Here is a 22,737-nt window from a genome sequence, read left to right as displayed (position 1 = left end):
CGGATCTCTGCCTCAGCGTTGGAGATAGGTTGGAGTGAAACGCGCGCAACGTTATACTGACACTCCAATTAACCACGCCGAAGCAAAATTAAACGCTATGCCAGTTTTCTCCATTGTGGCTTTGATGGCCTACCTGCTCAGCCTTGGACTGATCATTCCCAGCTTGTTGCGGAAGAACAGCGCATACCGTCGGCTTGCCCTCGTCTCGGCGGTGGTGGCGCTGATTTGCCATGCCATCGCGCTGCAGCAGCGCATCTTTGACGTCAGCGCCGGGCAGAATCTCAGCCTGCTGAACATTGGCTCCATCGTCAGCCTGATCATCTGCTCGGTGATGACCTTCGTCGCCTCGCGCGACCGCGGCTGGTTCCTGCTGCCGATCGTCTACAGCTTCGCGATGATCAACCTGGCCTTCGCCAGCTTCATGCCCGGCGAGTTCATCACTCACCTGGAGGCCAGCCCGGAACTGATGGTGCATATCGGCTTGGCGCTGTTCTCTTACGCTACCCTGATCATCGCCGCGCTCTACGCCTTGCAGCTCGCCTGGCTCGACTACCTTCTGAAAAACAAGAAGTTGACCTTTAGCGCCGACATGCCGCCGCTGATGAGCATCGAGCGCAAGATGTTCCATATCACCCAGATCGGCGTGGTGCTGCTGACGCTCACCCTGTGCACCGGCCTGCTGTACATGGATAATCTGTTCAGCAAAGAGAACGTGCATAAAGCCGTGCTGTCGATCATGGCCTGGTTCGTGTATATCGTGCTGTTGTGGGGCCATTACCATGAAGGCTGGCGCGGCCGCCGCGTCGTCTGGTTCAGCTTCGCCGGCGCCTTCCTGCTGACGCTCGCCTACTTCGGCAGCCGTCTGATTCAGCAGGTGATGGTGCGCTAAGCCAGCCCGGTTCAATTCTCCCTCTCTATAAGGAATACTGCATTGGAGCATGTGTCGACGGGGACCCTCATCATTATCCTGGTGATCATGATCGTGGTCTCCGCTTACTTCTCCGCTTCCGAAACCGGCATGATGACGCTCAACCGTTATCGCCTGCGTCACCTGTCCAAACAGGGCAACCGCTCGGCGCGTCGGGTGGAGAAGCTGCTGCAAAAACCGGATCGGCTGATCGGGCTGGTGCTGATCGGCAACAACCTGGTCAACATCCTCGCCTCGGCGCTGGCGACCATCGTCGGCATGCGGCTGTATGGCGATCTCGGCGTGGCGATCGCGACCGGCATACTGACCTTCGCCGTGCTGTTGTTCGCCGAAGTGCTGCCAAAGACCTTCGCCGCCCTCTATCCGGAACGTATTGCCTTCCCCAGCAGCGTCCTGCTGGCGCCATTGCAAAAGGTGATGTTCCCGCTGGTCTGGCTGCTCAACGGTATCACCAGCCTGACCTTGCGCCTGTTCGGCATCCGCACCAACGTGCGCATCAGCGACGCCGTCAGCAAGGATGAGCTGCGCACTATCGTGCGCGAATCCCAGTCGCAAATCTCCCGCCGCAATCAGGACATGCTGATCTCGGTGCTGGACCTGGAAAAGGTGACGGTTAACGACATCATGGTGCCGCGCACCGAGATCGTCGGCATCGACGTCAACGACGACTGGAAGTCGATCATGCGCCAGCTGACCCACTCGCCGCACGGCCGCATCGTGCTGTATCGCAGCTCGCTGGACGACGCGATCGGCATGCTGCGCGTGCGGGAAGCCTACCGCCTGATGACCGAGAAAAAAGAGTTCAACAAAGAGAACCTGCTGCGCGCCGCCGATGAAATCTACTTCGTGCCGGAAGGCACGCCGCTCAACGTGCAGCTGGTGAAGTTCCAGCGCAACAAAGAGAAGGTCGGCATCGTGGTCGACGAGTACGGCGACATTCAGGGCCTGGTCACGGTAGAAGACATTCTCGAAGAGATCGTCGGCGACTTCACCACCTCAATGTCACCAACGCTGGCGGAAGAGGTCACGCCGCAGAGCGATGGCTCGGTCTTGATCGACGGTACCGCCAACGTGCGCGAGCTGAACAAAGCCTTTAACTGGACCCTGCCGGCCAGCGAGGCTCGCACCGTCAACGGTATGCTGCTCGAAGAGCTGGAAGAGATCCCTGAAACCGGCACCCGGGTGCGTATCGGCCACTACGATATCGACATTCTCGACGTGCAGGGCAACATGATCAAACAGGTGCGGGTCACGCCGATCACCTCGCTGCAGTCCAGCGTCGGCCACCACTGACCGCCGGCCTGAAAGTAAAAAAGACGCGAAATCGCGTCTTTTTTTTATCTCTGCGGGAAACTCGCGGCTAGATATGCAGTTCCTGCAGCTTCTCTTTCGGCAGCGCCAGCTCGTCGTTGTGGTTAACCACCACGTCGTTATCCAGGATGTGCTTGGCGATCTCCTGCGCTTCTTCCAGCGAGTGCATATGGTAAGTGCCGCACTGGTATTCGTTCAGCTCAGGGATTTTGCGCTGGTCGGTCACTTTCAGCACGTCGGCCATCGCCGCTTTCCACGCATCGGCTACGCGCTGCTCTTCCGGCACGCCGATCAGGCTCATGTAGAAACCGGTACGACAGCCCATCGGGGAGATGTCGATAATCTCCACGCCCTGGCCGTTCAGGTGGTCACGCATAAAGCCGGCGAACAGGTGCTCCAGCGTGTGAATGCCGCGCTCGGGCATCACTTCCAGGTTCGGGCGGCAAAAGCGCAGATCAAACACCGTGATGGTATCGCCATGAGGCGTTTTCATGGTTTTCGCAACGCGGACAGCCGGAGCTGCCATACGGGTATGATCGACGGTAAAGCTATCCAGCAATGGCATTTCGCTACCTCCTCGTAAAAGAGCATTTATTTCGAAACTTTTTTTCCTAACCGGGAAACCTTTTCCAACCCTGCGAGTCTGAGTATGTGAAAGACGCGCATTTGTTATCATCATCCCTGTCATCAGAGATGCATATTTGGCCACATTGATGTGGCCTTTTTCTTTTTCAGCTTCCGCCATTTTGCTTCAGGAACGCTTCAAAGCTTAGCGTATCATTGGCTTCTATGTCGCGTTGGCGCTGCCACGAGGCTTCCCGCTCTTTATCCAGCTCGGCTTCGTTCAGGATTTCCAACGGCTCTTCCAGCAACATCTGACGATACTGCTCCGCCAGCTGCAACCCGACGCGCCCAGTGCCTTCCGCCTTCATCGCCTTCAGAATGCGCGCAGAGAAGGTCAACTCAGGATCGTCGAACGCGGCAACCAGCTCGTCGCACACCTGCTGGTATTGACGGTTGCCGGCTTCGCTGTCCAACACTTCCGCCACCCGACGCAGATCGGCGAACAGCGCCTTACCCACTTTTTCGAGCGGTTCATGGCTGGCGCCACAGCCGATGCCGATGGTCTGGCCCGGCTTGCGCCCTTCCAGAATCACCTGGTTCCAGTTCTTGCGCGTGCACAGCAGTTCATCGCTGCTCATCTCCGGCGCATCGGCCAGCGCGCACCACACCAGGAACAGATCCAGGAAACGCGCCTGCACCGCGTCCACGCCGATTGGCGAGAACGGGTTGATATCCAGCGAACGCACTTCGATGTATTCGATGCCGCCGCGCAGCAGCGCGTCAGACGGCGTCTCGCCGCTTTGGGTCACGCGCTTCGGCCGGATCGGCGCATACAGCTCGTTCTCGATTTGCAGCACGTTGCTATTCAGCTGCAGGTAGCGATCGCCCTCTTTCACGCCCAGCTTGGCGAACTCTTCGGAAGGCGTGGCTATCGCCCGCTTCAGACCGGCCACATAGCTGTGCAGATCGTTGAAGGTGATGCCCAAATTGCTCTGCGACTTGTTGGTGTAACCCAGGTCGCTCAGACGCAGCGAGGTGGCGTACGGCAGGTAGCACATCCCCTGCTCGGTGCGCTCGAACGGCAGATTGGTCTCACGCCCCTTGAGGAACGAAGAACAAATGGCCGGCGATGCGCCGAACAGATACGGGATCACCCAACCGAAACGGTAATAGTTACGGATCAGGCGGAAATACCCCGCCGAGATCTGCTCTTTACCGCTTTCTGCGTCCTGCACGCCGGCCCAGGCCTGCCAAAACTCCAGCGGCAGCGAGAAGTTGTAGTGCACGCCGGAAATGGTCTGCATCAGCGCGCCGTAGCGATTCTTCAGCCCTTCGCGGTACAGCGTCTTCATGCGGCCGATGTTCGACGAACCAAACTGCGCCAGCTCGATATCCTGCTCGGCTTCGATAAAGCACGGCATGCTGAGCGGCCACATGCGCTCATCGCCGATATTGCGCGCCACGTAACGATGAATATCGCGCAGGAACGTCAGCAGGTGATCGATGTTGTCATCAACCGGCGTAATGAACTCTAACAGCGCTTCGGCGAAATCCGTGGTGATCCAGTGGTGCGTCAATGCCGCGCCCAGCTTTTCCGGATGCCCGGTGGTCGCCAAGGTGCCGTTCGGCGTGACCCGCAGCGTTTCACGCTCGATGCCGCGACGAATGCCTTTTAATGCCTGGGGATGGGCTTCCAACCAAGAAAGCGCCTGTGATACGTCCGGGATCAAATTGACCTCCCGCTTCTAAAAACAATAACTCGTAAGCATACTGAATCCGCACCCGAGAGAATATTGAGTTATATTCACTTGGTTACTGCCACCAGGCGATACCCTGTACCGTTATCATAGCCAAAACGATGTAACGCAGCGCCTTTCCGATACACAGAAACAGCGCGACAGAGCCCCAGGGCATGCGCAGCCAACCTGCCAACACGCATAACAAATCGCCCACCACCGGCACCCAGCTGAGCAGCAGCGCAGCCGGGCCGAAGCGTTGCAGCCACCCGAGCGCCGTTGCCAGCCCCCGCTGTGGTTTCAACGCCGGTAACAGGCGCCCGATAATGACATTGGTCAAGCCACCCAGCGTATTGCCCAGGGTCGCGGCCAGCACCAGCAACTCCGGCGAGACGCGACTCTGGGTCAGCAAGGCGACCAGAACGATTTCTGAATTTCCCGGCAGCAGCGTCGCACTGAGGAAGCTACTGCCAAATAACGATATTACGGCTAGCGTACTACTCACAGCGTACGGACGTCTACCACAGCCATACCGGCACTTTTCGCCGCCTGAATGCCGAAATCGGCGTCTTCAAACACCACGCATTTTTCCGGCGGCACGCCGATCAGTTCGGCACAGCGCAAGAAGGTGTCCGGCTCCGGTTTGTGGCGCTGCACGTCGTCCGCACCGACGATCGCGTCGAAGCAGTTGAACAGGCCAAGATGACGCAGCAGCATTTCCGCCATGCGGTGCTCGCTGCCGGTACCGACCGCCATCGGACGGCGGCCATGATAGGACTTCACCACCTCGATCAGCGGCAATGGACGCACGCTGTCCAACAGCATCGCTTCCACCGCGCGGGTTTTCTCCGCGGCCAGGTGATGGGGATCGAGATCGGCCTGATGGCTGGCGATAATCGCCTGAGCGATGCGCCAGGTCGGTGAACCGCTCAGCGCCACCATGGCCGCTTCATCAAACGTCATGCCATAACGGGACAGCACTTCACGCCACGCTTTGCGATGCGTTGGCTCGGAGTCCAGAATCGTGCCGTCCATGTCGAAAATAAGACCCTGATAGCGGTCGTACATCGTTACTCCATGATCGTTGAGGAAAGAAAACTACTTTAGCGTAAAGCCGTTGGGTTGTCGCTGACTGCGTCATAACGGAATGTGCTGTGCCCGATCGGCCGCAAAGGAGGACAGGGGGGAGAGAATGGCTAAATGCTGAAAAGCGAAAAACCCGCCGAAGCGGGTTTCTCTTAGATGGTGCATCCGGGAGGATTCGAACCTCCGACCGCTCGGTTCGTAGCCGAGTACTCTATCCAGCTGAGCTACGGATGCACAGTAATTCTTTGATACCCTATGGTACTTTGTTCCCAACTCTACCATACGGCTAATATGGTGCATCCGGGAGGATTCGAACCTCCGACCGCTCGGTTCGTAGCCGAGTACTCTATCCAGCTGAGCTACGGATGCAAATGGCGGTGAGGCGGGGATTCGAACCCCGGATGCAGCTTTTGACCGCATACTCCCTTAGCAGGGGAGCGCCTTCAGCCTCTCGGCCACCTCACCAAACGCTTCTTTCGAATTGTGCCTAACTTGCTTTAGAGAAGCTCATCGGCACTGCGTGGCGCACATATTACTTTCTCCGACTTTTAAGTCAAACAATTTTTCCCAACTCATGTGCGTTTGCACAATTCGCACCCAACATGGGCGATTTCACGGCAAAAAGGGCGTTTTATCAACAGGCAACCGCAGCGTCTGTAGCAACAAAGCAGAAAACTAACCGGGAAAATAATCACGAAAAAGAGAGGGGAGAACGAAAGAAGTGGATAAAACGATGCAGTAGCGTCTCGTCTGGCAACGAGACGCTGCTTCGGAATCAGTAAGTCGTCTGCTGAGACTTCTCTGCCTGAATGCGCTGATAGATTTCTTCACGGTGAACCGAAACCTCTTTGGGGGCGTTCACACCAATACGCACCTGGTTGCCTTTTACCCCTAGCACAGTGACCGTAACCTCATCGCCAATCATGAGGGTTTCACCAACTCGACGAGTCAGAATTAACATTCTTTGCTCCTTGAAAGATTAAAAGAGTCGGGTCTCTCAGTTTCCCCGTCATTATCCATCATATGTGGTGAAAACGTAAGCCGCGCAGCCCACAATAAGTGTAAGCAGACTTGGTCCCACCTCAGATAATGGTAAGTTTAGCCGACCTGAAAAACTTTGTTCCCGCAATTGTAACTAAATTGTGTTAGCACAGTATGAAAACGCCATAATCAACAAAGTATTATGGCGTTTGCGCGTGCTATTTATTTATGTTCACAGCTTCGAGGCCACCCAGGCTTCTACGCTGTTTAACGCCGCTGGCAGGGCGTTGATATCCGTCCCCCCCGCCATCGCCATATCAGGGCGACCACCGCCCTTGCCGCCTACCTGCTGCGCCACGTTGCCGATCAACTCGCCGGCTTTCACGCGGTCAGTCAGATCCTTGGTCACGCCTGCAACCAGGCTGACTTTGTCATCAGCCGTCGTTGCCAACACGATGATGGCCGAACCCAATTGATTTTTCAGGTCATCCACCATGGTGCGCAGCATTTTGGCTTCGACATTGTCCAACTGGCTGACCAACAGCTTCACGCCGTTAACCATTTTTGCCTGGCTGGACAGCGACGCGCTTTCCTGCGCCGCCTGCTGATCTTTCAGCTGCTGCAGTTCTTTTTCCAGCGCGCGGGTGCGATCGAGCACCGAGCGCACTTTATCGGTCAGGGTATTGCTGTCGCCCTTAACCAGCTGCGCAACGTCTTGCAACAAATCGCTTTGCTGGTGCAGCGTGGCGATAGCGCCGGCGCCGGTCACCGCTTCAATACGACGGATGCCCGCCGCGGTGCCCGACTCGCTCAGAATGCGGAACAGGCCAATATCGCCGGTGCGGCTGGCATGAGTACCGCCACACAGCTCGGTGGAGAAATCGCCCATGGTCAGTACGCGCACGTTGTCATCGTACTTCTCGCCGAACAGCGCCATCGCGCCCTTCTCTTTGGCATCTTCCAACGCCATCAGCTCGGTCTGTACCGGCAGGTTACGACGCACCTGCTGGTTCACCAGATCTTCCACCGCGCGGATTTGCTCCGGCTTCATCGCTTCGAAGTGCGAGAAGTCGAAACGCAGATATTTGTCGTTAACCAGCGAGCCTTTCTGCGCGACGTGGTCACCCAACGTTTGGCGCAGCGCGGCGTGCAGCAAGTGAGTCGCGGAGTGGTTCAGACGGATGCTGTTGCGGCGCTCAGCGTCGATCTGCGCATCCACGCGATCGTTCAGCTTCAGCGAGCCCTGCGCCAGTTTGCCCTGGTGGCCGATAGCCTGGCCGTATTTCTGGGTGTCGTTGACCACAAACTCTACGCCGGTGGCTTTCAGCACGCCTTTATCACCGACCTGGCCGCCGGATTCACCATAGAACGGCGTCTCATCCAGCACCACCACCGCCTCTTCGCCGGCGTTGATCCGATCGACCGGCTGGCCGTCGCGGAACAGCGCGATGACAGTTGCCTGCTGCTCGTCGTGATCGTAACCGCTGAACTGGCTGCTGCCGTCCACGCGGATCAGGCTGTTGTAGTCGGCGCCGAAACCGCTGGATTCGCGCGCACGGCGGCGCTGCGCTTCCATCGCTTCTTCAAAGCCCGCTTCATCGACTTTCAGACCGCGCTCGCGGCAGACGTCAGCAGTCAGATCGACCGGGAAGCCGTAGGTATCGTACAGACGGAAAGCGGTTTCGCCGTCCAGGGTATCGCCCTGCAGCTTGGCCAGCACTTCGTCCAACAGCGCCAGACCACGCTCCAGCGTGCGGGCAAACTGCTCCTCTTCGGTTTTCAGCACCTGCTCCACCAACGATTGCTGGCGTTTCAGTTCGTCGGCCGCCGGGCCCATCACTTCGATCAGTGGCGCCACCAGCTTGTAGAAGAAGGTGTCTTTCGCGCCCAGCATGTTGCCATGGCGGATCGCGCGACGAATGATGCGGCGCAGCACGTAGCCGCGGTTTTCGTTAGACGGGATCACGCCGTCCGACACCAGGAAGGCGCAAGAACGGATGTGGTCGGCGATAACGCGCAGGGATTTGTTGTCCAGATCGGTTGCACCGGTCACTTTTGCCACGGCGGCGATCAGGGTACGGAACAGATCGATTTCATAGTTGGAGTTCACATGCTGCAACACCGCCGCGATGCGCTCCAGGCCCATACCGGTATCCACCGAAGGTTTCGGCAGCGGCAGCATGGTGCCGTCGGACTGGCGGTTGAACTGCATGAAAACGATGTTCCAGATCTCGATGTAGCGGTCGCCGTCTTCTTCCGGGCTGCCAGGAGGGCCGCCCCAGATGTGATCGCCGTGATCGTAGAAAATCTCGGTGCACGGGCCGCATGGGCCGGTGTCGCCCATCTGCCAGAAGTTGTCGGAAGCGAAAGGCGCGCCCTTGTTGTCGCCGATGCGGATAATGCGCTCGGCCGGTACGCCGATTTGCTTCTGCCAGATGTCGAACGCTTCGTCATCGGTTTCATACACGGTGACCCACAGTCGCTCTTTCGGCAGGTTGAACCAGTTTTCACCGGTCAGCAGTTCCCACGCGTAGCTGATCGCGTCATGCTTGAAGTAATCGCCGAAGCTGAAGTTACCCAGCATTTCAAAGAAGGTGTGGTGACGGGCGGTATAGCCGACGTTTTCCAGATCATTGTGCTTGCCGCCTGCGCGCACGCAGCGCTGCGAGGTGGTGGCACGGGAATAGGCGCGTTTGTCCAGCCCCAGGAAAACATCCTTAAATTGGTTCATGCCGGCATTGGTAAACAGCAATGTCGGATCATTGTTAGGCACCAGGGAGCTACTCGCTACAACCTGGTGACCCTTACTATGAAAGAAATCGAGAAACGCTTGACGGATCTCAGCGGTGCTCTTGCTCATAATTTTCCTGGAAAGGCTAGAATAACGACACGTGAGCCGGTGACGCGTCATCCCGACGATGACAACCAGCTCACGAACAAAAAGTGGGGATAAGATAAATTTTCTTCAGAGGGAAGTAAAACCCCGTGTGCGCTCATTGCGCAAAATCACGGTAAATTGACTGAATTTCTTCCTGGAAGAAGCCGCGATAGAGCAGATAGCGCTGCACTTTGGCTTTCTCTTTCCAGTCGGTTGGCAACGCATCGCCAAATTTTCGCTGCGCCACCTGTTTCGCCTGTTCGCACCAGTCGATGTCGCATTCCGCCAGCGCGTCCTGCACCAGCGTTTTGTCGACGCCCTTTTGCATCAGTTCACTGCGGATGCGCTGCGCACCGTAACCTTTGCGGCTGCGGCTGCCGATGTAGCTGTGAGCGAAACGCTTATCGTCTAGCCAATTATGCTGGTAACAGTAGGTAATAACCTGCTCGATCAGCGCAGGATCCACCGGCTCTTCAGCCACCGGCGGTGATGCCGGCGCATGTGGCCCCTTGCCGCCAAAACGGGCTTTCGCCACAAACGGCTGCGCCGCAAGTTTGCGGCGCAGTTCAGCTTCACTATGATCGCGTTGCGACAGCAGGCGCATGGCGCGGCTTAGCAAGTCATTCATCATTCAAGCCTGAATTTATGGGATATGCGCCACACGAACGGCGGCGCATACCTTCAGCGATTAGAACTGCTCGCTGGTTTCCGCTTCGTCGTCTTCGAAGTCGTCACCGGAAGCGGCCACCAGCTCACCGCCGCTGTGCAGCAGCAGGTCACGCAGCTTCTTATCCAGCTCAGCGGCGATAGCCGGGTTTTCTTTCAGGAAGTTACAGGCATTCGCCTTGCCCTGACCGATCTTCTCGCCGTTATAGCTGTACCAGGCGCCGGCTTTTTCGATCATCTTGTGCTTCACGCCCAGATCGACCAGCTCGCCACGGCTGTTGATGCCTTCGCCGTACATGATTTGGAACTCAGCCTGCTTGAACGGCGCAGCGATTTTGTTCTTCACCACTTTCACGCGGGTTTCGCTGCCCACCACTTCGTCGCCCTCTTTGATGGCGCCGATGCGGCGGATATCCAGACGCACCGAAGCGTAGAACTTCAGGGCGTTACCGCCGGTCGTGGTTTCCGGGTTGCCGAACATCACACCAATTTTCATACGGATCTGGTTGATGAAGATCAGCAGGGTATTGGCGTTTTTCAGGTTGCCGGCCAGCTTACGCATCGCCTGGCTCATCATGCGTGCCGCCAGGCCCATGTGCGAATCGCCGATTTCACCTTCGATTTCCGCCTTCGGCGTCAGCGCCGCCACGGAGTCGACGATGATGACGTCAACCGCGCCGGAGCGGGTCAGCGCATCACAGATTTCCAGCGCCTGCTCGCCGGTGTCCGGCTGGGAGCACAGCAGGTTGTCGATATCGACGCCCAGCTTTTTCGCATAGATAGGATCCAGCGCGTGCTCGGCATCGATGAACGCACAGGTTTTGCCTTCGCGCTGCGCAGCGGCGATCACCTGCAGCGTCAGGGTGGTTTTACCAGAGGATTCCGGGCCGTAGATTTCAACGATGCGGCCCATCGGCAGGCCGCCGGCGCCCAAAGCGATATCGAGTGACAGTGAGCCGGTGGAGATCGTTTCCACGTCCATGGAGCGGTCTTCACCTAGGCGCATGATGGAGCCTTTGCCGAACTGTTTCTCAATCTGGCCCAGTGCCGCAGCTAACGCCTTTTGCTTGTTCTCATCAATAGCCATTTTTGCTCCTTCGTTTCGCAATGCCGGTGTTACCCCACACTGCCACTGAATGTATGTTGTGCAGGAAATGTCACTAATTATACTGTATGGTCATACAGTATCAAGCCTAATTTACAAAAATTCGTCGATGGCGGTTTGCAGCGCGAAAATCGTCGCCTGCAGCCGCACCGCGTCGCGGTCGCCCTCGAATTGCATCATGCGCGACAGCCCCCGGCCATCGCTGCCGGCGAAGCTGAACCACACGGTACCGACCGGCTTTTCCGCGCTGCCGCCATCCGGGCCGGCGATGCCGCTCACCGATAGCGCCAGATCGGCCTGCGCCGCCCGCAGCGCCCCTATCGCCATCTCGCGCACCACCTCTTCGCTGACCGCGCCGTGCGCCGCCAACGTGGCTTCGCTCACCCCTAACAGGTCATGCTTCGCCGCATTGCTGTAGGTGACGAAACCGCGATCGAAATAGGCGGAGCTGCCGGCGATATCGGTAATGGCCTTGGCGATACCGCCGCCGGTGCAGGATTCCGCGCAGGTGATCCAGCGGCCCTGAGCCTTCAGTTTTTCCCCCACCAGCACGCTGAGCCGGCGCAGTTGGTTTTCACTCATAACCTCTCCCTCGCGAATTCAGGTATATGCGCCCGATAGTAGCATTTATCAAGGCGATGCGACGGCCGACGCGTGGAAATGCGCAGCGCCTCGCAGGAGATGCGGTTTTAAGCGCCCGGCCAAGCTGCTAGTATCAAAAGAAGCGCCCCAGCGAGCGGCGGCGCACCAGCACAAGGAACATCACGGAGGCGGCACGCTGCGGCGGCGGCCTCAGGGCGCACCAGAAGAGATTAGGATGATAGCGTGAAAAAAACGTTGGGCGTATTCTTGCCGTTGTACACCACCACCCTGCTGCTGCTGTTGGGCTCGGGACTGCTCACCACCTACGTCTCACTGCGGCTGGCCTCCATCCACGTCAGCAGCGCGCTGATCGGCGCCATCATCGCCGCCAACTACATCGGGTTGGTGATCGGTGGCAAGGTCGGCCACTTTCTGATCGCCCGCGTCGGGCATATCCGCGCCTACGTGGCCTGCGCCGGCATCATTACCGCTGCGGTGCTGGGGCACGGCCTGACGGAGTTCATTCCCGCCTGGGTCGCCCTGCGCCTGGTGATCGGGCTGTGCATGATGTGTCAGTACATGGTGCTGGAAAGCTGGCTGAACGACCAGGCGGAATCCAACCAGCGCGGCATGGTGTTCGGCTTCTATATGGCGGCGACCTATCTCGGCATGTCGCTGGGCCAGATCGTGCTGATGCTGCAAAGCAACCTGGGCATCACCACGCTGCTGGTGATCGCGCTGTGCTTCGCGCTCTGTCTGGTGCCCATCGCCCTCACCACCCGCACCAATGCGCGCCACATGTCGCCGGCGCCGATGGAGCTGCGCTACTTTGTCGGCGCCATTCCCAAAGTGCTGGCCACCACGTTGGTGATCGGCATGGTGGTGGGCTCGTTTTACGGCCTGGCGCCGGTCTACGCCAGCCTGCAGTCCTTAACCACTCAGCAAACCGGCCTGTTCATGGCGCTGGCCATCTTCGCCGGACTGGTGGCGCAGTTCCCACTCAGCTGGCTGTCGGATCGCTATAGCCGCCCGTTGCTGATGCGACTCAACGCTATTTTCCTGATCGTGGCGGCGCTGCCGCTGGCGCTGCTGCCGCACATCGATTTCCCGCTGCTGCTGGCGGTGGGATTCGTCGTCAGCATGCTGCAGTTTACGCTCTACCCGTTGGTAGTGGCGCTGGCCAACGATCTGATTGAGCCGGAGCGCCGCGTATCGCTGGCCGCCTGCCTGCTGATGGCGTTCGGCGTCGGCGCCAGCATCGGGCCCTTGGCGGTCGGCGCGCTGATCGAGCCGCTTGGCGGTAATATCCTGTACGCCTTCTTCGCCCTGTGCGGCGTGCTGCTGGCGGCCCTCAGCCGCACGGCGAAAGCGGAGGAACCGCAGTTGGCGCAGGACGCACCGGTGCCGCATATTCCGCTGCCGGACAGCCTCACCAGTTCGCCGCTGTCGCCGGCGCTCAATCCGACCTTCGATGAGCAGATCATTCACGACACCATGCCGCCGCCGGAAGCGGCGCCCGATGTCGACGAGCCGCAGCCCGAGGAACAGGAGGCAGAGCCCCTGCCTCAGGGGGCCGATCCGCAAGAGGATACCGGCCTGAAAAAGGCGCACGCCATGCTGTAAACGGCGGCGCTACAGATCCTGGAAGGAGCCCAGCATAAAACCGCGTTCGGCGATCGCCGCTTTCAGCGTCGATGCGGTCAACACATCCAGCTCGACGAGGCGCGGATGACAGTATTTGCTCTGCAGGATCGTCGCGTCGAGGAATGCCGGGTGGCACATCATTTCCAATGACTCGGCGCCCTGCTCGTCGGCACGCGTCAACCGCTGCAGGAACAAGGCTTCGGAAATCATTTCACCGTAGAATCCCGCGTCAAACACGTCGGTACTGCAGGGCGTCTGCAAGGTAATATCGCGCCGTTTCGCCTCTTCGCGATCGAGGCGCAGCGGCAGACCCTGTGCCTGGGCAAACGCCTCCACCAGCGGGTAAATCTGCGGCTGCATATGCACATGGTGGTGGCTGTCGATGTGCGTCGGCGGCCTGCCGAACAGCGTCACAAACCGCGCGAACTGGCGCTGCAGTTCCTCGTGAATTTCGTCCAGCTGCAGCTCGCCGGCCTCGGCGCGGCACCACAGCCATTTACCCAGTTCGCCATGCTCGTTGACCAGCGAAGGCATGGCGCCCAGCGGCCTGCCATGGGTCAAAACGAAATGCAGCCCGATCGGCAGCCCCGGATATTGCCGGCTGAGCGCCGCCGCGTGCTGGGCGCCGCCGCCGTTCACCATTGCCGTGGTAGAAGAAACCACGCCATGCTGATACGCCTCGATGACGCCGTAGTTTTGCCCCTTGCTCAGGCCGAAGTCATCGGCATTCACGATCAGTAGTTTTTCCATAGTGGCTCCCGCGAGATGGATTTTTGGCAAGGGAAGTCCGACCGACCGACGCGGCATTCCCCTTCGCTAAGGTAAAAATCGAATGATTAACCGGCCGGCGGCCTGAAGCTCATCGGCATATCGGCGTTGATACTGATCGGGAGCGGCCCTAAAGAGGGCCGTAGCACTTTTTTCGGTAGTTGCCTGGGGTCACGTCGGTGAGCCGCTTGAAGTTCTTAATGAACAAGCTGACATCGCCATAGCCGGAATCAAAGGCGATATCGGAAACCGAAGAGTTGGTGACCTCCAGCTGCGTCTTGGCGAAATTGATACGGATCTCATTGATCACCTGCATCGGCGTCTTATGGTAGTAACGCCGCATCGCCCGAGTCAGATACTCCTGAGTCTTCCCCGACAGCGCCACCATGTTCGCCAACGCCCTTTCGCCGAACATCGCCTTGTCATGCATGCCGGCCAGGGTGTTCTTCAGCCACTGCGGGATATCATCGCCGCCGTCGTTTTCTTCCTTATAGTGACGAATGCGGCTGATCACATAGAAAGTCAGCGTTTCGAGAAATTCGGCGAAATCATCCTCGCGAAACTGCGGCGAATTCACCACCGATTCGATATAGGCCAAAAACTCGCTCCTCAGGCTGTAGGCCTGCGAGGCGACGAAGCAGCGCGGCAGCTGCTGCAAATAGTGCTCTTCGAAGAACGCTTTGCTGACCGCCACATTGAAGATTTTCGTCGCGCCGAACTCGTAAAAACTCTGGTGGTGGGAGCCGATAGGGATAAAGACGAAATCCCCACGTTCCAGCAACACCCGCTTGCCGTTGATCTCCTGGTAGCACTTGCCGCTCAGCACGATGGTGAACTCATAATAGTCGTGCTGATGCAGCCCGGTGGCGCTTTCCACCTTGTTGTAGATAAACAGGTGAAAATCTTTGCAGTTAAAAAAATCCTGCTCGCGAATCAGCTTCACGTCGTTCGCACTCAGCGAAATTCGGTTGTCGGACACGGCGCCGGCCTCCCGTTAGTCAAATCCGTTGCGTCTGGCCGCCTCGGCAAACCAGTAGCCGCTTTTCTTGATGGTGCGGCGCTGATCCGCCCGATCCAGCCGCACCAGCCCATAACGATTCTTGTAGGCGTTCAGCCAGGACCAGCAGTCGATAAAGGTCCAAAGATGATAGCCTTTGCACTGCGAGCCTTCCGCCAGCGCGCGGTGCAGCCATTTCAGGTGCTCGCGAATAAAGTCGATGCGGTAATCGTCCTCCACCCGCCCATCGGCGCCGATAAACGCCTCTTCGCCCTCAACGCCCATGCCGTTTTCCGAAATATAACAAGGCAGATTGCCGTAGTTTTCTTTCAGATCCATCAGGATGTCGTACAGCCCCTTTTCGTAGATCTCCCAGCCGCGGTGCGGATTGATTTTGCGGCCCGGCATTGCATAGTAACTGAACAAATCCTCCGGCGATGCGATCGGCCCCTCGGCACGGCGCCCCTCTTTCGCCAGCACCCTGCGCGGTTGGTAATAGTTGACGCCGAGGATGTCCACCACGCCGTCTTCAATCAGCTGTGCATCCTGCGGCTCGCAGTGGGGCATCAGCCCATGCCGCTCCAGCAGCTGCAGCAACGCCGCCGGATAACGCCCTTTGGCGACCGGATCGAGGAAACTGCGGTTGAGCAGCAGATCGGCGTCGTGCGCGGCCTGCCGATCCTCCGGCGCGTCGGAACGCGGATAGGTGGGGCTCAGGTTGAGAATGATGCCGATGTTCCCCGGCAGCTCCCGCGCTCTGAAACGCTGCACCGCCATGGCATGCGCCAGTACGCTGTGATACGCCACGGTGACCGCCCGTTTGAAATCCACCACGCAAGGGTAGTGCAGGTCATTCAGGTAACCGGCCTCCACCGGCACGATCGGCTCGTTGAAGGTGAACCAGTGGGTGACCCGATCGCCAAACAGACCGAAACAGGTATCGGCGTAACGCGCATAGGCTTCGACCACCGCCCGGCTTTCCCAGCCGCCGCGATGCTGCATGCACAGCGGCATATCGAAGTGGTAGAGATTGATAAACGGGGTGATGCCCTGCGCCAGCAGCTCGTCGATCATCGCGTTATAGAAGGCCACCGCCTGCGGGTTTACCTCTCCGTCGCCGTCCGGGATCAGCCGCGACCACGAGATCGACGTTCTAAAGGTATTGTGGCCCAGCGTTTTGAGCAGCCCGATATCGGTGCGGAAATGGTCGTAAAAGGTTGAGGCCTCGCCCGGCCCCACCCGATCGTGAAAGCGCTCGGGCGCGATCTCAAACCAATAGTCGAAGATGTTGCGGCTCTTGCCGTCCCGCGCGGCCGCCCCTTCAGACTGCGGCGCGGAGGTGGCGCTGCCCCACCAGAACCCGTCGGCAAATTGATATTCCATACTCGCGTCCCTCGCGGGGCGGCCACGCCGCCCCGTTCCACTGTTAGAATTTGAGCGCCTTGGCGATGTCTTCTTCGCTTTCCGTCGCCGCGTCGATCTGGCTCTGCGCCTTGTTGGAGATCGCCACGAACGGCAGATAAATCACGGTGGCGACCGCCAGGTTGAACAAGCTCAGCAACAGGGCCATGATGCTGCCGTTGGTGTTGAAGAACGCCCCCAGGCCGACCGGCATGGTCCAGGGTGCGATGTTGGTGATAGGCGGGATCAGCCCGGAGTAATAAGCCAGCGAGGTGATAATGGTCAGCACCGGCTGCACCAGGATGAACGGAATGAACATCACCGGGTTCATGATCACCGGCAGGCCGAACAGAATCGGTTCGTTGATCTGGAAAATGCCGGACGGCGTCGCCAGTTTGGCGACCTGGCGGTAATCTTCGCGGCGCGAGGCGATGAAGATGGCGATGATCAGGCCCAGCGTCGAGCCGGTGCCGCCAAGGTAGATGTAGGAGTCGACAAACGGCTTCGCCCACATATGGAACTCTTTCCCGGCGGCCACCGCCGCTTCGACCGAACCGTATTTGTTATACAGCTCCACGTTTTCCAGCGCGAACGGCGTCATGATGCCGCTGTCCAGCGCCGCCAGCGCCATGGAGCCGTGCACCCCGAAGAACCACAGCAGCGAGGAGAACAGCACGTACACCCAGCCCACCACGCTGCCCATCTTGGCCAGCGGCGCCGAAATGCCGTCCATGATGATCTGGTGGAAGTTGGTGCCCCAGTGCGCCAGCGCGAACGCCACCAGCCCCATGATAGAGAGGATGATGAAACCGGGGATCAGCGCCGAGAAGGAGCGCGACACCGAAGCCGGCACGCTGTCCGGCAGGCTGATCACCCAGTTGCGCCGCACGATGAAAGCAAACATCTCGGCCACCACCAGCCCGATCACCATACCGGAAATGATGTTGGCGCCGCCCAGCCAGTTGGCGCCCACCGCATAGGCCTCGCCGACGTTAAACGGCGTGACGGTCATAAAGGCCGCCACCGCCAGCAGTGCCGCAGCCAACGGATCGACCTTGCGCTCTTCGGCCAACGCCATGCTGATAAAGAACGGCGTCATCAGGGACATGATCCCCAGCGTACCGTTGTAAACGCTGCCGCCGATGCTCTTCAGCCCGTTCAGCGTCTCGATGGTGGAGGCATCCAGGCGCACGCCCAGCGAATAGAAGAACGATCCTTCGCCGAAGCTCAGGAACACGTTGTTGATCAACACGAACATCGCCCCGGTCAAGGTCAGCGGCATCAGGCGGATAAAGCCGTTCTTGATGGCGTTGACGTGGGGCTGCTTACCGATTTTTACGGCGAAAGGCAGGATAACCTTCTCGAGCGAGGCAATGAGGGTATTCACGGCGGCCTCCTGTTATTGATTGGCTTTCTTGATGGCGGCCACTGCGGCCTTCAGCACCCCCAGCCCATCGACCTTGCCGTACAGCAGCGGATCGATGACTTCAACAGGTTTGTTGGGCAGCTGTTTTTGCACTTCCGGCAAGGTGTAGGCGATCTGCGGCCCCAGCAGGATCAGATCCGCTTCAACGCCTTTCTCCGCGGCCAGCGCCTCCGGATAGGCGGCGATGATCACCGGTACTTCGTATTTCTCGGCCTGCGCCTTCATTTTTGATACCAACAGGGAAGTGGACATACCGGCAGAACAAAACAGATAGATTTTTTTCTTTTCCATACCAAGCACCTCAGATAATCAAAAAAACCCCGTGTTATTTGTATGCCAGATGCAATCACGATTGCTTCACGCACATTCCTTATGAAAATTTCCGTCACGTTGCCCTGGTTGCAGACAGTATACGGAGCATGAAAAACGGATCGGTAAGCCAGCGAGGATAATAACCGTCTCTCCTTGACCTGCTGGCTTGACCCCCTTCACATTTCGCACAAAAAAATAGTGTGACCGGGCTCTCAAATAACCGATATAGACTCGGAATATTCGCAATAAATATTCAAATAACAATTATAAACAGCAAGTTACAAACTCACCGAGAATTTAAGGGTTTATTTGCGCCTGAACAAGCGAAAAGGGAATAAAAATAGTTCAAGCTTGATTCACCTACAGCCATCCGAACGCGATAGCCGGTGAAGAGGGTTAGGTGGGCAGACGCAGCAACTCGATCACCGTGCTCAGCGCCACGGAATGATTCCTGCGGTTGGGGTAATAGAGGTAAAAACCGGTAAACGGCGCGCACCAGTCGGCCAACACCCGCCGCAGCCGCCCGCTCGCCAGGTGTTCTTCTACCTCTTGTTCGATGGCGAAAGCGATGCCGACGTGCGCCAGCGCCGCCTGCACCATCATCCTGCCGTCATCGAGTATCAACGGGCTGTTAACCGCCACGGAAAACCGCTGCTCGCCCTGGTGAAATGCCCATTTGTAGCGCTCGCCCGAAGAGGCCTTGCGCCAACCGATGCAGCGGTGCTGCAACAAATCCTGTGGATGCGTCGGTTCGCCGTGCCGTTGAAAATAGTCCGGCGTGGCGACGATGGCGAAACGCAGATCCGGCGTCAGGCGCACCGCACGCATATCGTTGTGCAGATCCTCGCCGAGCCGAATACCGGCGTCAAAGCCCTGTTCGACGATGTTGGCAAACCCTTCGTCCGCCACCACCTCCAGCGTAATGCCGGGGTACTTGCTGGCCAACCGCCCCAGATGCGGCACGATGGCGAGATCGATCGCCGAACGCGGCGCGTTGATGCGCACCAGGCCGCGTGGCCCTTCGCGAAACGCATTCAGGCTCTCCAGCGCGGCGTCGATGTCGGTAAAGGCCGGCACCAGCTGTGCCAACAGATGCTCACCGGCCTCCGTCGGCGAGACGTTGCGGGTGGTACGGTTCAGCAGGCGAATGCCCACCTGCGCTTCCAGCCCGCGCAGGGTGTGAGTCAGCGTCGGCGGCGTCACGCCCAATCGGGCGGCGGCGCGGCGGAAGCTGCGTTCACTGGCGATAGCCACGAAGGCCGCCAGGCCGGACAGTTCAGGTTTTTTCATGCTATTGATATAAATTATCTAATAGTGAGATGAATTTTTAGCGGATAGTTATCCGTCATCTAACAACATAGCATTGCGATCGACCCCATTACCAGGTATCGATACGATGATTAATGCTACAGCTCCAACTCATGAAACGCCGCGCCGTCTGGCGGACAAAGTTGTACTGGTGAGCGGCGGCGGCACCGGCATCGGCCGCGCCGCCGCACTGGCCTATGCCCGCGAAGGCGCCAAAGTCGCGCTGGCCGGCCGACGCGCGGCGGAAATCGAAGCCACGGCGCGCGACATCGCGCTGGCCGGCGGCGACGCCCTGCCCATCGTGGCCGACGTCTCCCAGGAAGGCGATATCCGCCAACTGATCGCCACGGTGACCGCCCATTACGGCCGGCTCGACGTCGCCTTCAACAACGCCGGCATCATCGGCAACTTCGCCCCCATCACCGAGCAGACCAGCGAGGATTTTGACCGGGTTATCGCCATTAACCTCAGGGGCGTCTGGCTGGCGATGAAATATGAGATTGAAACCTTCCTGGCTCAGCGCTCGGGCGGCGTGATCATCAACACCTCCTCCTGGCTGACCCACGGCGCGCTGGCCGGCTCATCCAGCTACTCCGCCAGCAAGGGCGCGCTCGATGCGATGATCCGCGCGGTGGCGCTCGAATACAGCGGCCAGGGCATCCGCGTCAACAACATCAACCCCGGCATCATCGACACGCCAATGGCACGCGGCAGCGTGGCTGACAGCGCGGCCTTCGCGCCCTTTATCGCCCACACGCCCGCCGGCCGCCTGGGTGAATCGGAAGACATCGGCGATGTGGCGCTGTGGCTGGCGACGGACGAAGCTCGCTTCATCACCGGCCAAAGCCTGCTGGTGGACGGCGGTTACACCATCGCCGGCATGCGTTGAGGAGACGAGGCCATGAACTACGTTCGGCTTGGCGACAGCGGCCTGAAGGTGTCCCGCCTCTGCCTGGGTTGCATGACCTACGGCGATCCGGCCTGGCGGCCCTGGGTGCTGAAGGAAGATGAAGCGCGCCCCTTTATCCGCGAGGCGCTGGAGGCGGGTATCAATTTTTTCGATACCGCCAACATTTACTCCGGCGGAGAAAGCGAGCGCATTCTCGGCCGCGCGCTGAGGGCGTTCGCCCGCCGTGAAGACGTGGTGATCGCCACCAAGGCCTACTTTCCAATGGACGCGCAGCCGAACAGCCGGGGGCTATCACGCAAGCACCTGCTGCACAGCGTCGACGCCTCCTTGCAGCGGCTGGGAACGGATTACCTCGATCTGTTCGTGCTGCACCGCTTCGACACCGAAACGCCGATCGAAGAAACCGCCGACACCCTCGATGGCCTGGTGCGGGCGGGCAAGATCCGCTATCTCGGCGCCTCCTCGCTGCACGCCTGGCGCCTGATGAAAATGCTGGCCTTTCAACGTCAGCACCGCCTGGCGCCGTTTATTTCGCTGCAAAGCCAATACAACCTGGTGACGCGTGAAGATGAAGAGGAGCTGATCCCGCTGTGCCTGGAGGAAGGTCTTGGTCTGACCCCCTGGTCGCCGCTGGCCCGCGGCGTGCTGGCCGGCTCCGGCAGTGGCGGCACGCTGCGCGCCGCCACCGACGAACAGGCGCCCCGTTGGTACGGCGGCAGAAACGAGGTAGAACGCACCGTCGCGGCGGTCGCGGAGGTGGCGGCCGCGCGCAGCGTTCCACCAGCGCAAATCGCGCTGGCCTGGCTGTTGGCCAAACCCGGCGTGGCGTCGCCGCTGGTGGGCATGTCCAAGCCGCATCATCTGCAGGATGCGCTGGCTGCGCTCGACCTCAGGCTATCACCGGAAGACGTGGCCGCGCTAGAGGCGCCAATGGCGCACGCTGTCCGCCCCGATCGCTGGTAGCCCCTTTTCCGTCATTCCAGGAGAGAAGACATGTCATATGCGCTTACCACACGAGCGGTGTTGCTCGCCCTCGCTGCCGCATTCACCTTTAGCGCTCCGGTGCAGGCTGCCGCCAGCGCAGACTGCGCCGCAAACAGCATGACGCTGCCGCCTGGCGCGCTTTACCCCAACGGCATCGCCCGTGCGACGGACGGTACGCTGTATGTCGGCTTTGTCACCAGCGGCAACGTGCTGCGCAAGCGGCCGGGTCAAACGTGGGAAACCTTTTTCCCCGGCGCTGACACGGTGTTCGCCTCAAACGCGCTGCGGCTGGACGAACAGCGCGGGCTGCTGTGGGGGAACTCGCCGGACTTTCTCTCCGGCGGCAAAACGCGCGCCAACCGCATCTATGCGCTGAACGTCGCGGATGGCCCCCCCAACCGCAACCTGGCGCTGCCGTCGGGGGAAATGAGCAACGATATCGTGCTCGGCGCAGACGGCACGGTGTACGTGACGGAAACCCGCGGCGGCGGCATCCTGCGCCTGCGGCCGGGCGAAACGGCATTTAGTACACTGTATCGGGATCCGCAGCTGGCGGCTCCCAGCGGGTTGGGAGCCGCCGGGATCGTGCTGTTCGACGACCGGCTGATGGCAGCGCCAATTTCGGCACCGGTAAGCTCTACCCCCTCAGCTATAACGATCCAAAGCCGCAGCTGACGGAAATGCAGCTGCCGCGCCTCATCGAAAACCCGGACGGGATGGGGTTGGCACCGGACGGCGCGCTGATCGTGCTGGAAAACGCGATCCAGAGCGGCCAGGGGCGGATCCTGCGGATCCCTTCCCCCAAGGCGGCAGGCATGCACCGGATTGAGATCTTGCGCGAAGGCATGGAGTCGCCGGTCAACCTGACTATCCCCCCACAAGGCTGCGCCTTTGTCAGCGAATCGCGCATCCGCCACCGCCTGCTGCCCGGCCATGAAACCGAAGTGCCCGACAGCTTCCGCCTCTATCAACTGCCTTTGCCTCTCACCGCCGCGCAATAACCTTTCCACCACGACTGCGGGTGGCGGCTCGCGTTGTTACCAGCAGGCGAACAACAATCACGCTTCGTTGCAAACCCGCCTTGCGCTACGCTTCCCATTTTTACCTGTGACAGCCGATTGCCCGCTGGGCTAGTATAAGCATCTGTGCA

23 protein-coding genes and 3 tRNA genes are annotated in these 22,737 nt (G+C 59.3%); 8 read left to right on the top strand and 18 right to left on the bottom strand.

Annotated elements, in window-relative coordinates; genetic code table 11:
- Nucleotides 1-97 precede the first annotated feature (97 nt).
- Nucleotides 98-889 carry a cytochrome C assembly family protein gene (locus tag HMPREF3138_RS09020; RefSeq protein WP_004932506.1) on the top strand — a complete coding sequence of 264 codons (792 nt, stop codon included), beginning with the start codon at nt 98-100 and terminating at the stop codon, nt 887-889.
- Between the two features lie 42 nt (nt 890-931).
- On the top strand, nt 932-2,221 hold the full coding sequence (locus HMPREF3138_RS09015) for an HlyC/CorC family transporter (RefSeq protein ID WP_038871814.1): 1,290 nt from the start codon (nt 932-934) through the stop codon (nt 2,219-2,221).
- Nucleotides 2,222-2,288: 67 nt separating this feature from the next.
- Here the strand turns inward: HMPREF3138_RS09015 and luxS are convergent, their stop codons facing one another.
- The 9 genes from luxS to alaS all read right to left on the bottom strand — a co-directional run bounded on the left by luxS (nt 2,289) and on the right by alaS (nt 9,466).
- On the bottom strand, nt 2,289-2,804 hold the full coding sequence (luxS, locus tag HMPREF3138_RS09010) for an S-ribosylhomocysteine lyase (protein WP_019455133.1): 516 nt from the start codon (nt 2,802-2,804) through the stop codon (nt 2,289-2,291).
- Between the two features lie 166 nt (nt 2,805-2,970).
- Nucleotides 2,971-4,533, bottom strand: a complete 1,563-nt coding sequence (gene gshA / locus HMPREF3138_RS09005; RefSeq protein WP_038871817.1) for a glutamate--cysteine ligase — start codon at nt 4,531-4,533, stop codon at nt 2,971-2,973.
- 82 nt (nt 4,534-4,615) lie between these two features.
- Nucleotides 4,616-5,044, bottom strand: a complete 429-nt coding sequence (locus HMPREF3138_RS09000; RefSeq protein ID WP_004932520.1) for a YqaA family protein — start codon at nt 5,042-5,044, stop codon at nt 4,616-4,618.
- The gene (yqaB, locus tag HMPREF3138_RS08995) at nt 5,041-5,607 is read right to left on the bottom strand and encodes a fructose-1-phosphate/6-phosphogluconate phosphatase (RefSeq protein ID WP_038871820.1); all 567 of its coding nucleotides are present in this window, start codon (nt 5,605-5,607) and stop codon (nt 5,041-5,043) included. Before yqaB ends, HMPREF3138_RS09000 begins: the two co-directional genes overlap by 4 nt.
- A gap of 175 nt (nt 5,608-5,782) precedes the next feature.
- Nucleotides 5,783-5,859 (bottom strand) — tRNA-Arg (locus HMPREF3138_RS08990).
- A 58-nt stretch (nt 5,860-5,917) separates the two neighbouring features.
- Nucleotides 5,918-5,994, bottom strand: a tRNA-Arg gene (locus HMPREF3138_RS08985).
- A 3-nt stretch (nt 5,995-5,997) separates the two neighbouring features.
- A tRNA-Ser gene (locus HMPREF3138_RS08980) sits at nt 5,998-6,090 on the bottom strand.
- Between the two features lie 310 nt (nt 6,091-6,400).
- Nucleotides 6,401-6,586: a carbon storage regulator CsrA gene (gene csrA / locus HMPREF3138_RS08975; protein WP_004091602.1), complete on the bottom strand. Its 186-nt coding sequence runs from the start codon at nt 6,584-6,586 to the stop codon at nt 6,401-6,403.
- A 252-nt stretch (nt 6,587-6,838) separates the two neighbouring features.
- Complete coding sequence (gene alaS / locus HMPREF3138_RS08970) at nt 6,839-9,466, bottom strand: alanine--tRNA ligase (protein WP_038871824.1); 2,628 nt, start codon at nt 9,464-9,466, stop codon at nt 6,839-6,841.
- On the opposite strand from alaS, the gene HMPREF3138_RS26660 reads away from it, so the two are divergent.
- The gene (locus tag HMPREF3138_RS26660; RefSeq protein ID WP_162091232.1) at nt 9,416-9,559 is read left to right on the top strand and encodes a hypothetical protein; all 144 of its coding nucleotides are present in this window, start codon (nt 9,416-9,418) and stop codon (nt 9,557-9,559) included. The two genes, alaS and HMPREF3138_RS26660, sit on opposite strands and share 51 nt — an antisense overlap.
- A 40-nt stretch (nt 9,560-9,599) precedes the next feature.
- Here the strand turns inward: HMPREF3138_RS26660 and recX are convergent, their stop codons facing one another.
- From recX to pncC, 3 genes are all read right to left on the bottom strand, one after another.
- Nucleotides 9,600-10,112, bottom strand: coding sequence for a recombination regulator RecX (gene recX / locus HMPREF3138_RS08965; protein WP_038871827.1), 513 nt, complete (start codon nt 10,110-10,112; stop codon nt 9,600-9,602).
- Nucleotides 10,113-10,172: 60 nt separating this feature from the next.
- The gene (gene recA / locus HMPREF3138_RS08960; protein ID WP_004932541.1) at nt 10,173-11,237 is read right to left on the bottom strand and encodes a recombinase RecA; all 1,065 of its coding nucleotides are present in this window, start codon (nt 11,235-11,237) and stop codon (nt 10,173-10,175) included.
- A 111-nt stretch (nt 11,238-11,348) separates the two neighbouring features.
- A complete protein-coding gene (pncC, locus tag HMPREF3138_RS08955) occupies nt 11,349-11,837 on the bottom strand; it encodes a nicotinamide-nucleotide amidase (protein ID WP_038871831.1) in 489 nt (162 codons plus the stop codon).
- A 243-nt stretch (nt 11,838-12,080) separates the two neighbouring features.
- Here pncC and HMPREF3138_RS08950 point away from each other — a divergent pair, with 243 nt between their 5' ends.
- The gene (locus HMPREF3138_RS08950; RefSeq protein WP_038871834.1) at nt 12,081-13,460 is read left to right on the top strand and encodes an MFS transporter; all 1,380 of its coding nucleotides are present in this window, start codon (nt 12,081-12,083) and stop codon (nt 13,458-13,460) included.
- Between the two features lie 9 nt (nt 13,461-13,469).
- On the opposite strand, the gene chbG is transcribed toward HMPREF3138_RS08950, so the two are convergent.
- The 6 genes from chbG to HMPREF3138_RS08920 form a co-directional block, all read right to left on the bottom strand.
- Nucleotides 13,470-14,231, bottom strand: a complete 762-nt coding sequence (gene chbG / locus HMPREF3138_RS08945; protein ID WP_038871837.1) for a chitin disaccharide deacetylase — start codon at nt 14,229-14,231, stop codon at nt 13,470-13,472.
- A 148-nt stretch (nt 14,232-14,379) separates the two neighbouring features.
- On the bottom strand, nt 14,380-15,228 hold the full coding sequence (gene chbR / locus HMPREF3138_RS08940) for a transcriptional regulator ChbR (protein WP_038871840.1): 849 nt from the start codon (nt 15,226-15,228) through the stop codon (nt 14,380-14,382).
- A gap of 15 nt (nt 15,229-15,243) precedes the next feature.
- Nucleotides 15,244-16,629, bottom strand: coding sequence for a glycoside hydrolase family 1 protein (locus HMPREF3138_RS08935; protein WP_038871842.1), 1,386 nt, complete (start codon nt 16,627-16,629; stop codon nt 15,244-15,246).
- A gap of 43 nt (nt 16,630-16,672) precedes the next feature.
- Complete coding sequence (gene chbC / locus HMPREF3138_RS08930; RefSeq protein WP_038871844.1) at nt 16,673-18,034, bottom strand: PTS N,N'-diacetylchitobiose transporter subunit IIC; 1,362 nt, start codon at nt 18,032-18,034, stop codon at nt 16,673-16,675.
- Nucleotides 18,035-18,046: 12 nt separating this feature from the next.
- Complete coding sequence (locus HMPREF3138_RS08925; RefSeq protein WP_004932561.1) at nt 18,047-18,364, bottom strand: PTS sugar transporter subunit IIB; 318 nt, start codon at nt 18,362-18,364, stop codon at nt 18,047-18,049.
- Nucleotides 18,365-18,781: 417 nt separating this feature from the next.
- On the bottom strand, nt 18,782-19,675 hold the full coding sequence (locus tag HMPREF3138_RS08920) for a LysR family transcriptional regulator (RefSeq protein WP_038871846.1): 894 nt from the start codon (nt 19,673-19,675) through the stop codon (nt 18,782-18,784).
- 106 nt (nt 19,676-19,781) lie between these two features.
- On the opposite strand from HMPREF3138_RS08920, the gene HMPREF3138_RS08915 reads away from it, so the two are divergent.
- Genes HMPREF3138_RS08915 through HMPREF3138_RS27010 form a run of 4 tightly spaced genes read left to right on the top strand, consistent with a single transcriptional unit; the run spans nt 19,782 to nt 22,588 of the window.
- Nucleotides 19,782-20,582 carry an SDR family NAD(P)-dependent oxidoreductase gene (locus HMPREF3138_RS08915; protein ID WP_015376694.1) on the top strand — a complete coding sequence of 267 codons (801 nt, stop codon included), beginning with the start codon at nt 19,782-19,784 and terminating at the stop codon, nt 20,580-20,582.
- A gap of 12 nt (nt 20,583-20,594) precedes the next feature.
- Nucleotides 20,595-21,566 carry an aldo/keto reductase gene (locus tag HMPREF3138_RS08910; protein WP_038871848.1) on the top strand — a complete coding sequence of 324 codons (972 nt, stop codon included), beginning with the start codon at nt 20,595-20,597 and terminating at the stop codon, nt 21,564-21,566.
- A gap of 30 nt (nt 21,567-21,596) precedes the next feature.
- Nucleotides 21,597-22,262 (top strand): NHL repeat-containing protein, encoded by a 666-nt coding sequence (locus HMPREF3138_RS27015; protein ID WP_223294883.1) that lies wholly within the window; start codon nt 21,597-21,599, stop codon nt 22,260-22,262.
- Nucleotides 22,263-22,303: 41 nt separating this feature from the next.
- A complete protein-coding gene (locus HMPREF3138_RS27010; RefSeq protein ID WP_223295900.1) occupies nt 22,304-22,588 on the top strand; it encodes a hypothetical protein in 285 nt (94 codons plus the stop codon).
- Nucleotides 22,589-22,737 lie beyond the last annotated feature (149 nt).

This window comes from Serratia sp. HMSC15F11, from assembly GCF_001808215.1.
In the GTDB taxonomy this organism is placed as follows: domain Bacteria; phylum Pseudomonadota; class Gammaproteobacteria; order Enterobacterales; family Enterobacteriaceae; genus Serratia; species Serratia nevei.
This window is presented reverse-complemented; position numbering and strand designations above follow the sequence as displayed.

Bases quoted from the DNA above. Each gene is read 5' to 3' on its own strand.
- HMPREF3138_RS08920 (WP_038871846.1), bottom strand. From the start codon at position 19,675: ATGAAAAAACCTGAACTGTCCGGCCTGGCGGCCTTCGTGGCTATCGCC.
- HMPREF3138_RS09020 (WP_004932506.1), top strand. From the start codon at position 98: ATGCCAGTTTTCTCCATTGTGGCTTTGATGGCCTACCTGCTCAGCCTT.
- alaS (WP_038871824.1), bottom strand. From the start codon at position 9,466: ATGAGCAAGAGCACCGCTGAGATCCGTCAAGCGTTTCTCGATTTCTTT.
- HMPREF3138_RS08910 (WP_038871848.1), top strand. From the start codon at position 20,595: ATGAACTACGTTCGGCTTGGCGACAGCGGCCTGAAGGTGTCCCGCCTC.
- HMPREF3138_RS26660 (WP_162091232.1), top strand. From the start codon at position 9,416: ATGAAAGAAATCGAGAAACGCTTGACGGATCTCAGCGGTGCTCTTGCT.
- luxS (WP_019455133.1), bottom strand. From the start codon at position 2,804: ATGCCATTGCTGGATAGCTTTACCGTCGATCATACCCGTATGGCAGCT.
- HMPREF3138_RS27015 (WP_223294883.1), top strand. From the start codon at position 21,597: ATGTCATATGCGCTTACCACACGAGCGGTGTTGCTCGCCCTCGCTGCC.
- HMPREF3138_RS27010 (WP_223295900.1), top strand. From the start codon at position 22,304: ATGGGGTTGGCACCGGACGGCGCGCTGATCGTGCTGGAAAACGCGATC.
- HMPREF3138_RS08925 (WP_004932561.1), bottom strand. From the start codon at position 18,364: ATGGAAAAGAAAAAAATCTATCTGTTTTGTTCTGCCGGTATGTCCACT.
- recA (WP_004932541.1), bottom strand. From the start codon at position 11,237: ATGGCTATTGATGAGAACAAGCAAAAGGCGTTAGCTGCGGCACTGGGC.
- chbG (WP_038871837.1), bottom strand. From the start codon at position 14,231: ATGGAAAAACTACTGATCGTGAATGCCGATGACTTCGGCCTGAGCAAG.
- HMPREF3138_RS08935 (WP_038871842.1), bottom strand. From the start codon at position 16,629: ATGGAATATCAATTTGCCGACGGGTTCTGGTGGGGCAGCGCCACCTCC.
- csrA (WP_004091602.1), bottom strand. From the start codon at position 6,586: ATGTTAATTCTGACTCGTCGAGTTGGTGAAACCCTCATGATTGGCGAT.
- recX (WP_038871827.1), bottom strand. From the start codon at position 10,112: ATGAATGACTTGCTAAGCCGCGCCATGCGCCTGCTGTCGCAACGCGAT.
- pncC (WP_038871831.1), bottom strand. From the start codon at position 11,837: ATGAGTGAAAACCAACTGCGCCGGCTCAGCGTGCTGGTGGGGGAAAAA.
- yqaB (WP_038871820.1), bottom strand. From the start codon at position 5,607: ATGTACGACCGCTATCAGGGTCTTATTTTCGACATGGACGGCACGATT.
- HMPREF3138_RS08915 (WP_015376694.1), top strand. From the start codon at position 19,782: ATGATTAATGCTACAGCTCCAACTCATGAAACGCCGCGCCGTCTGGCG.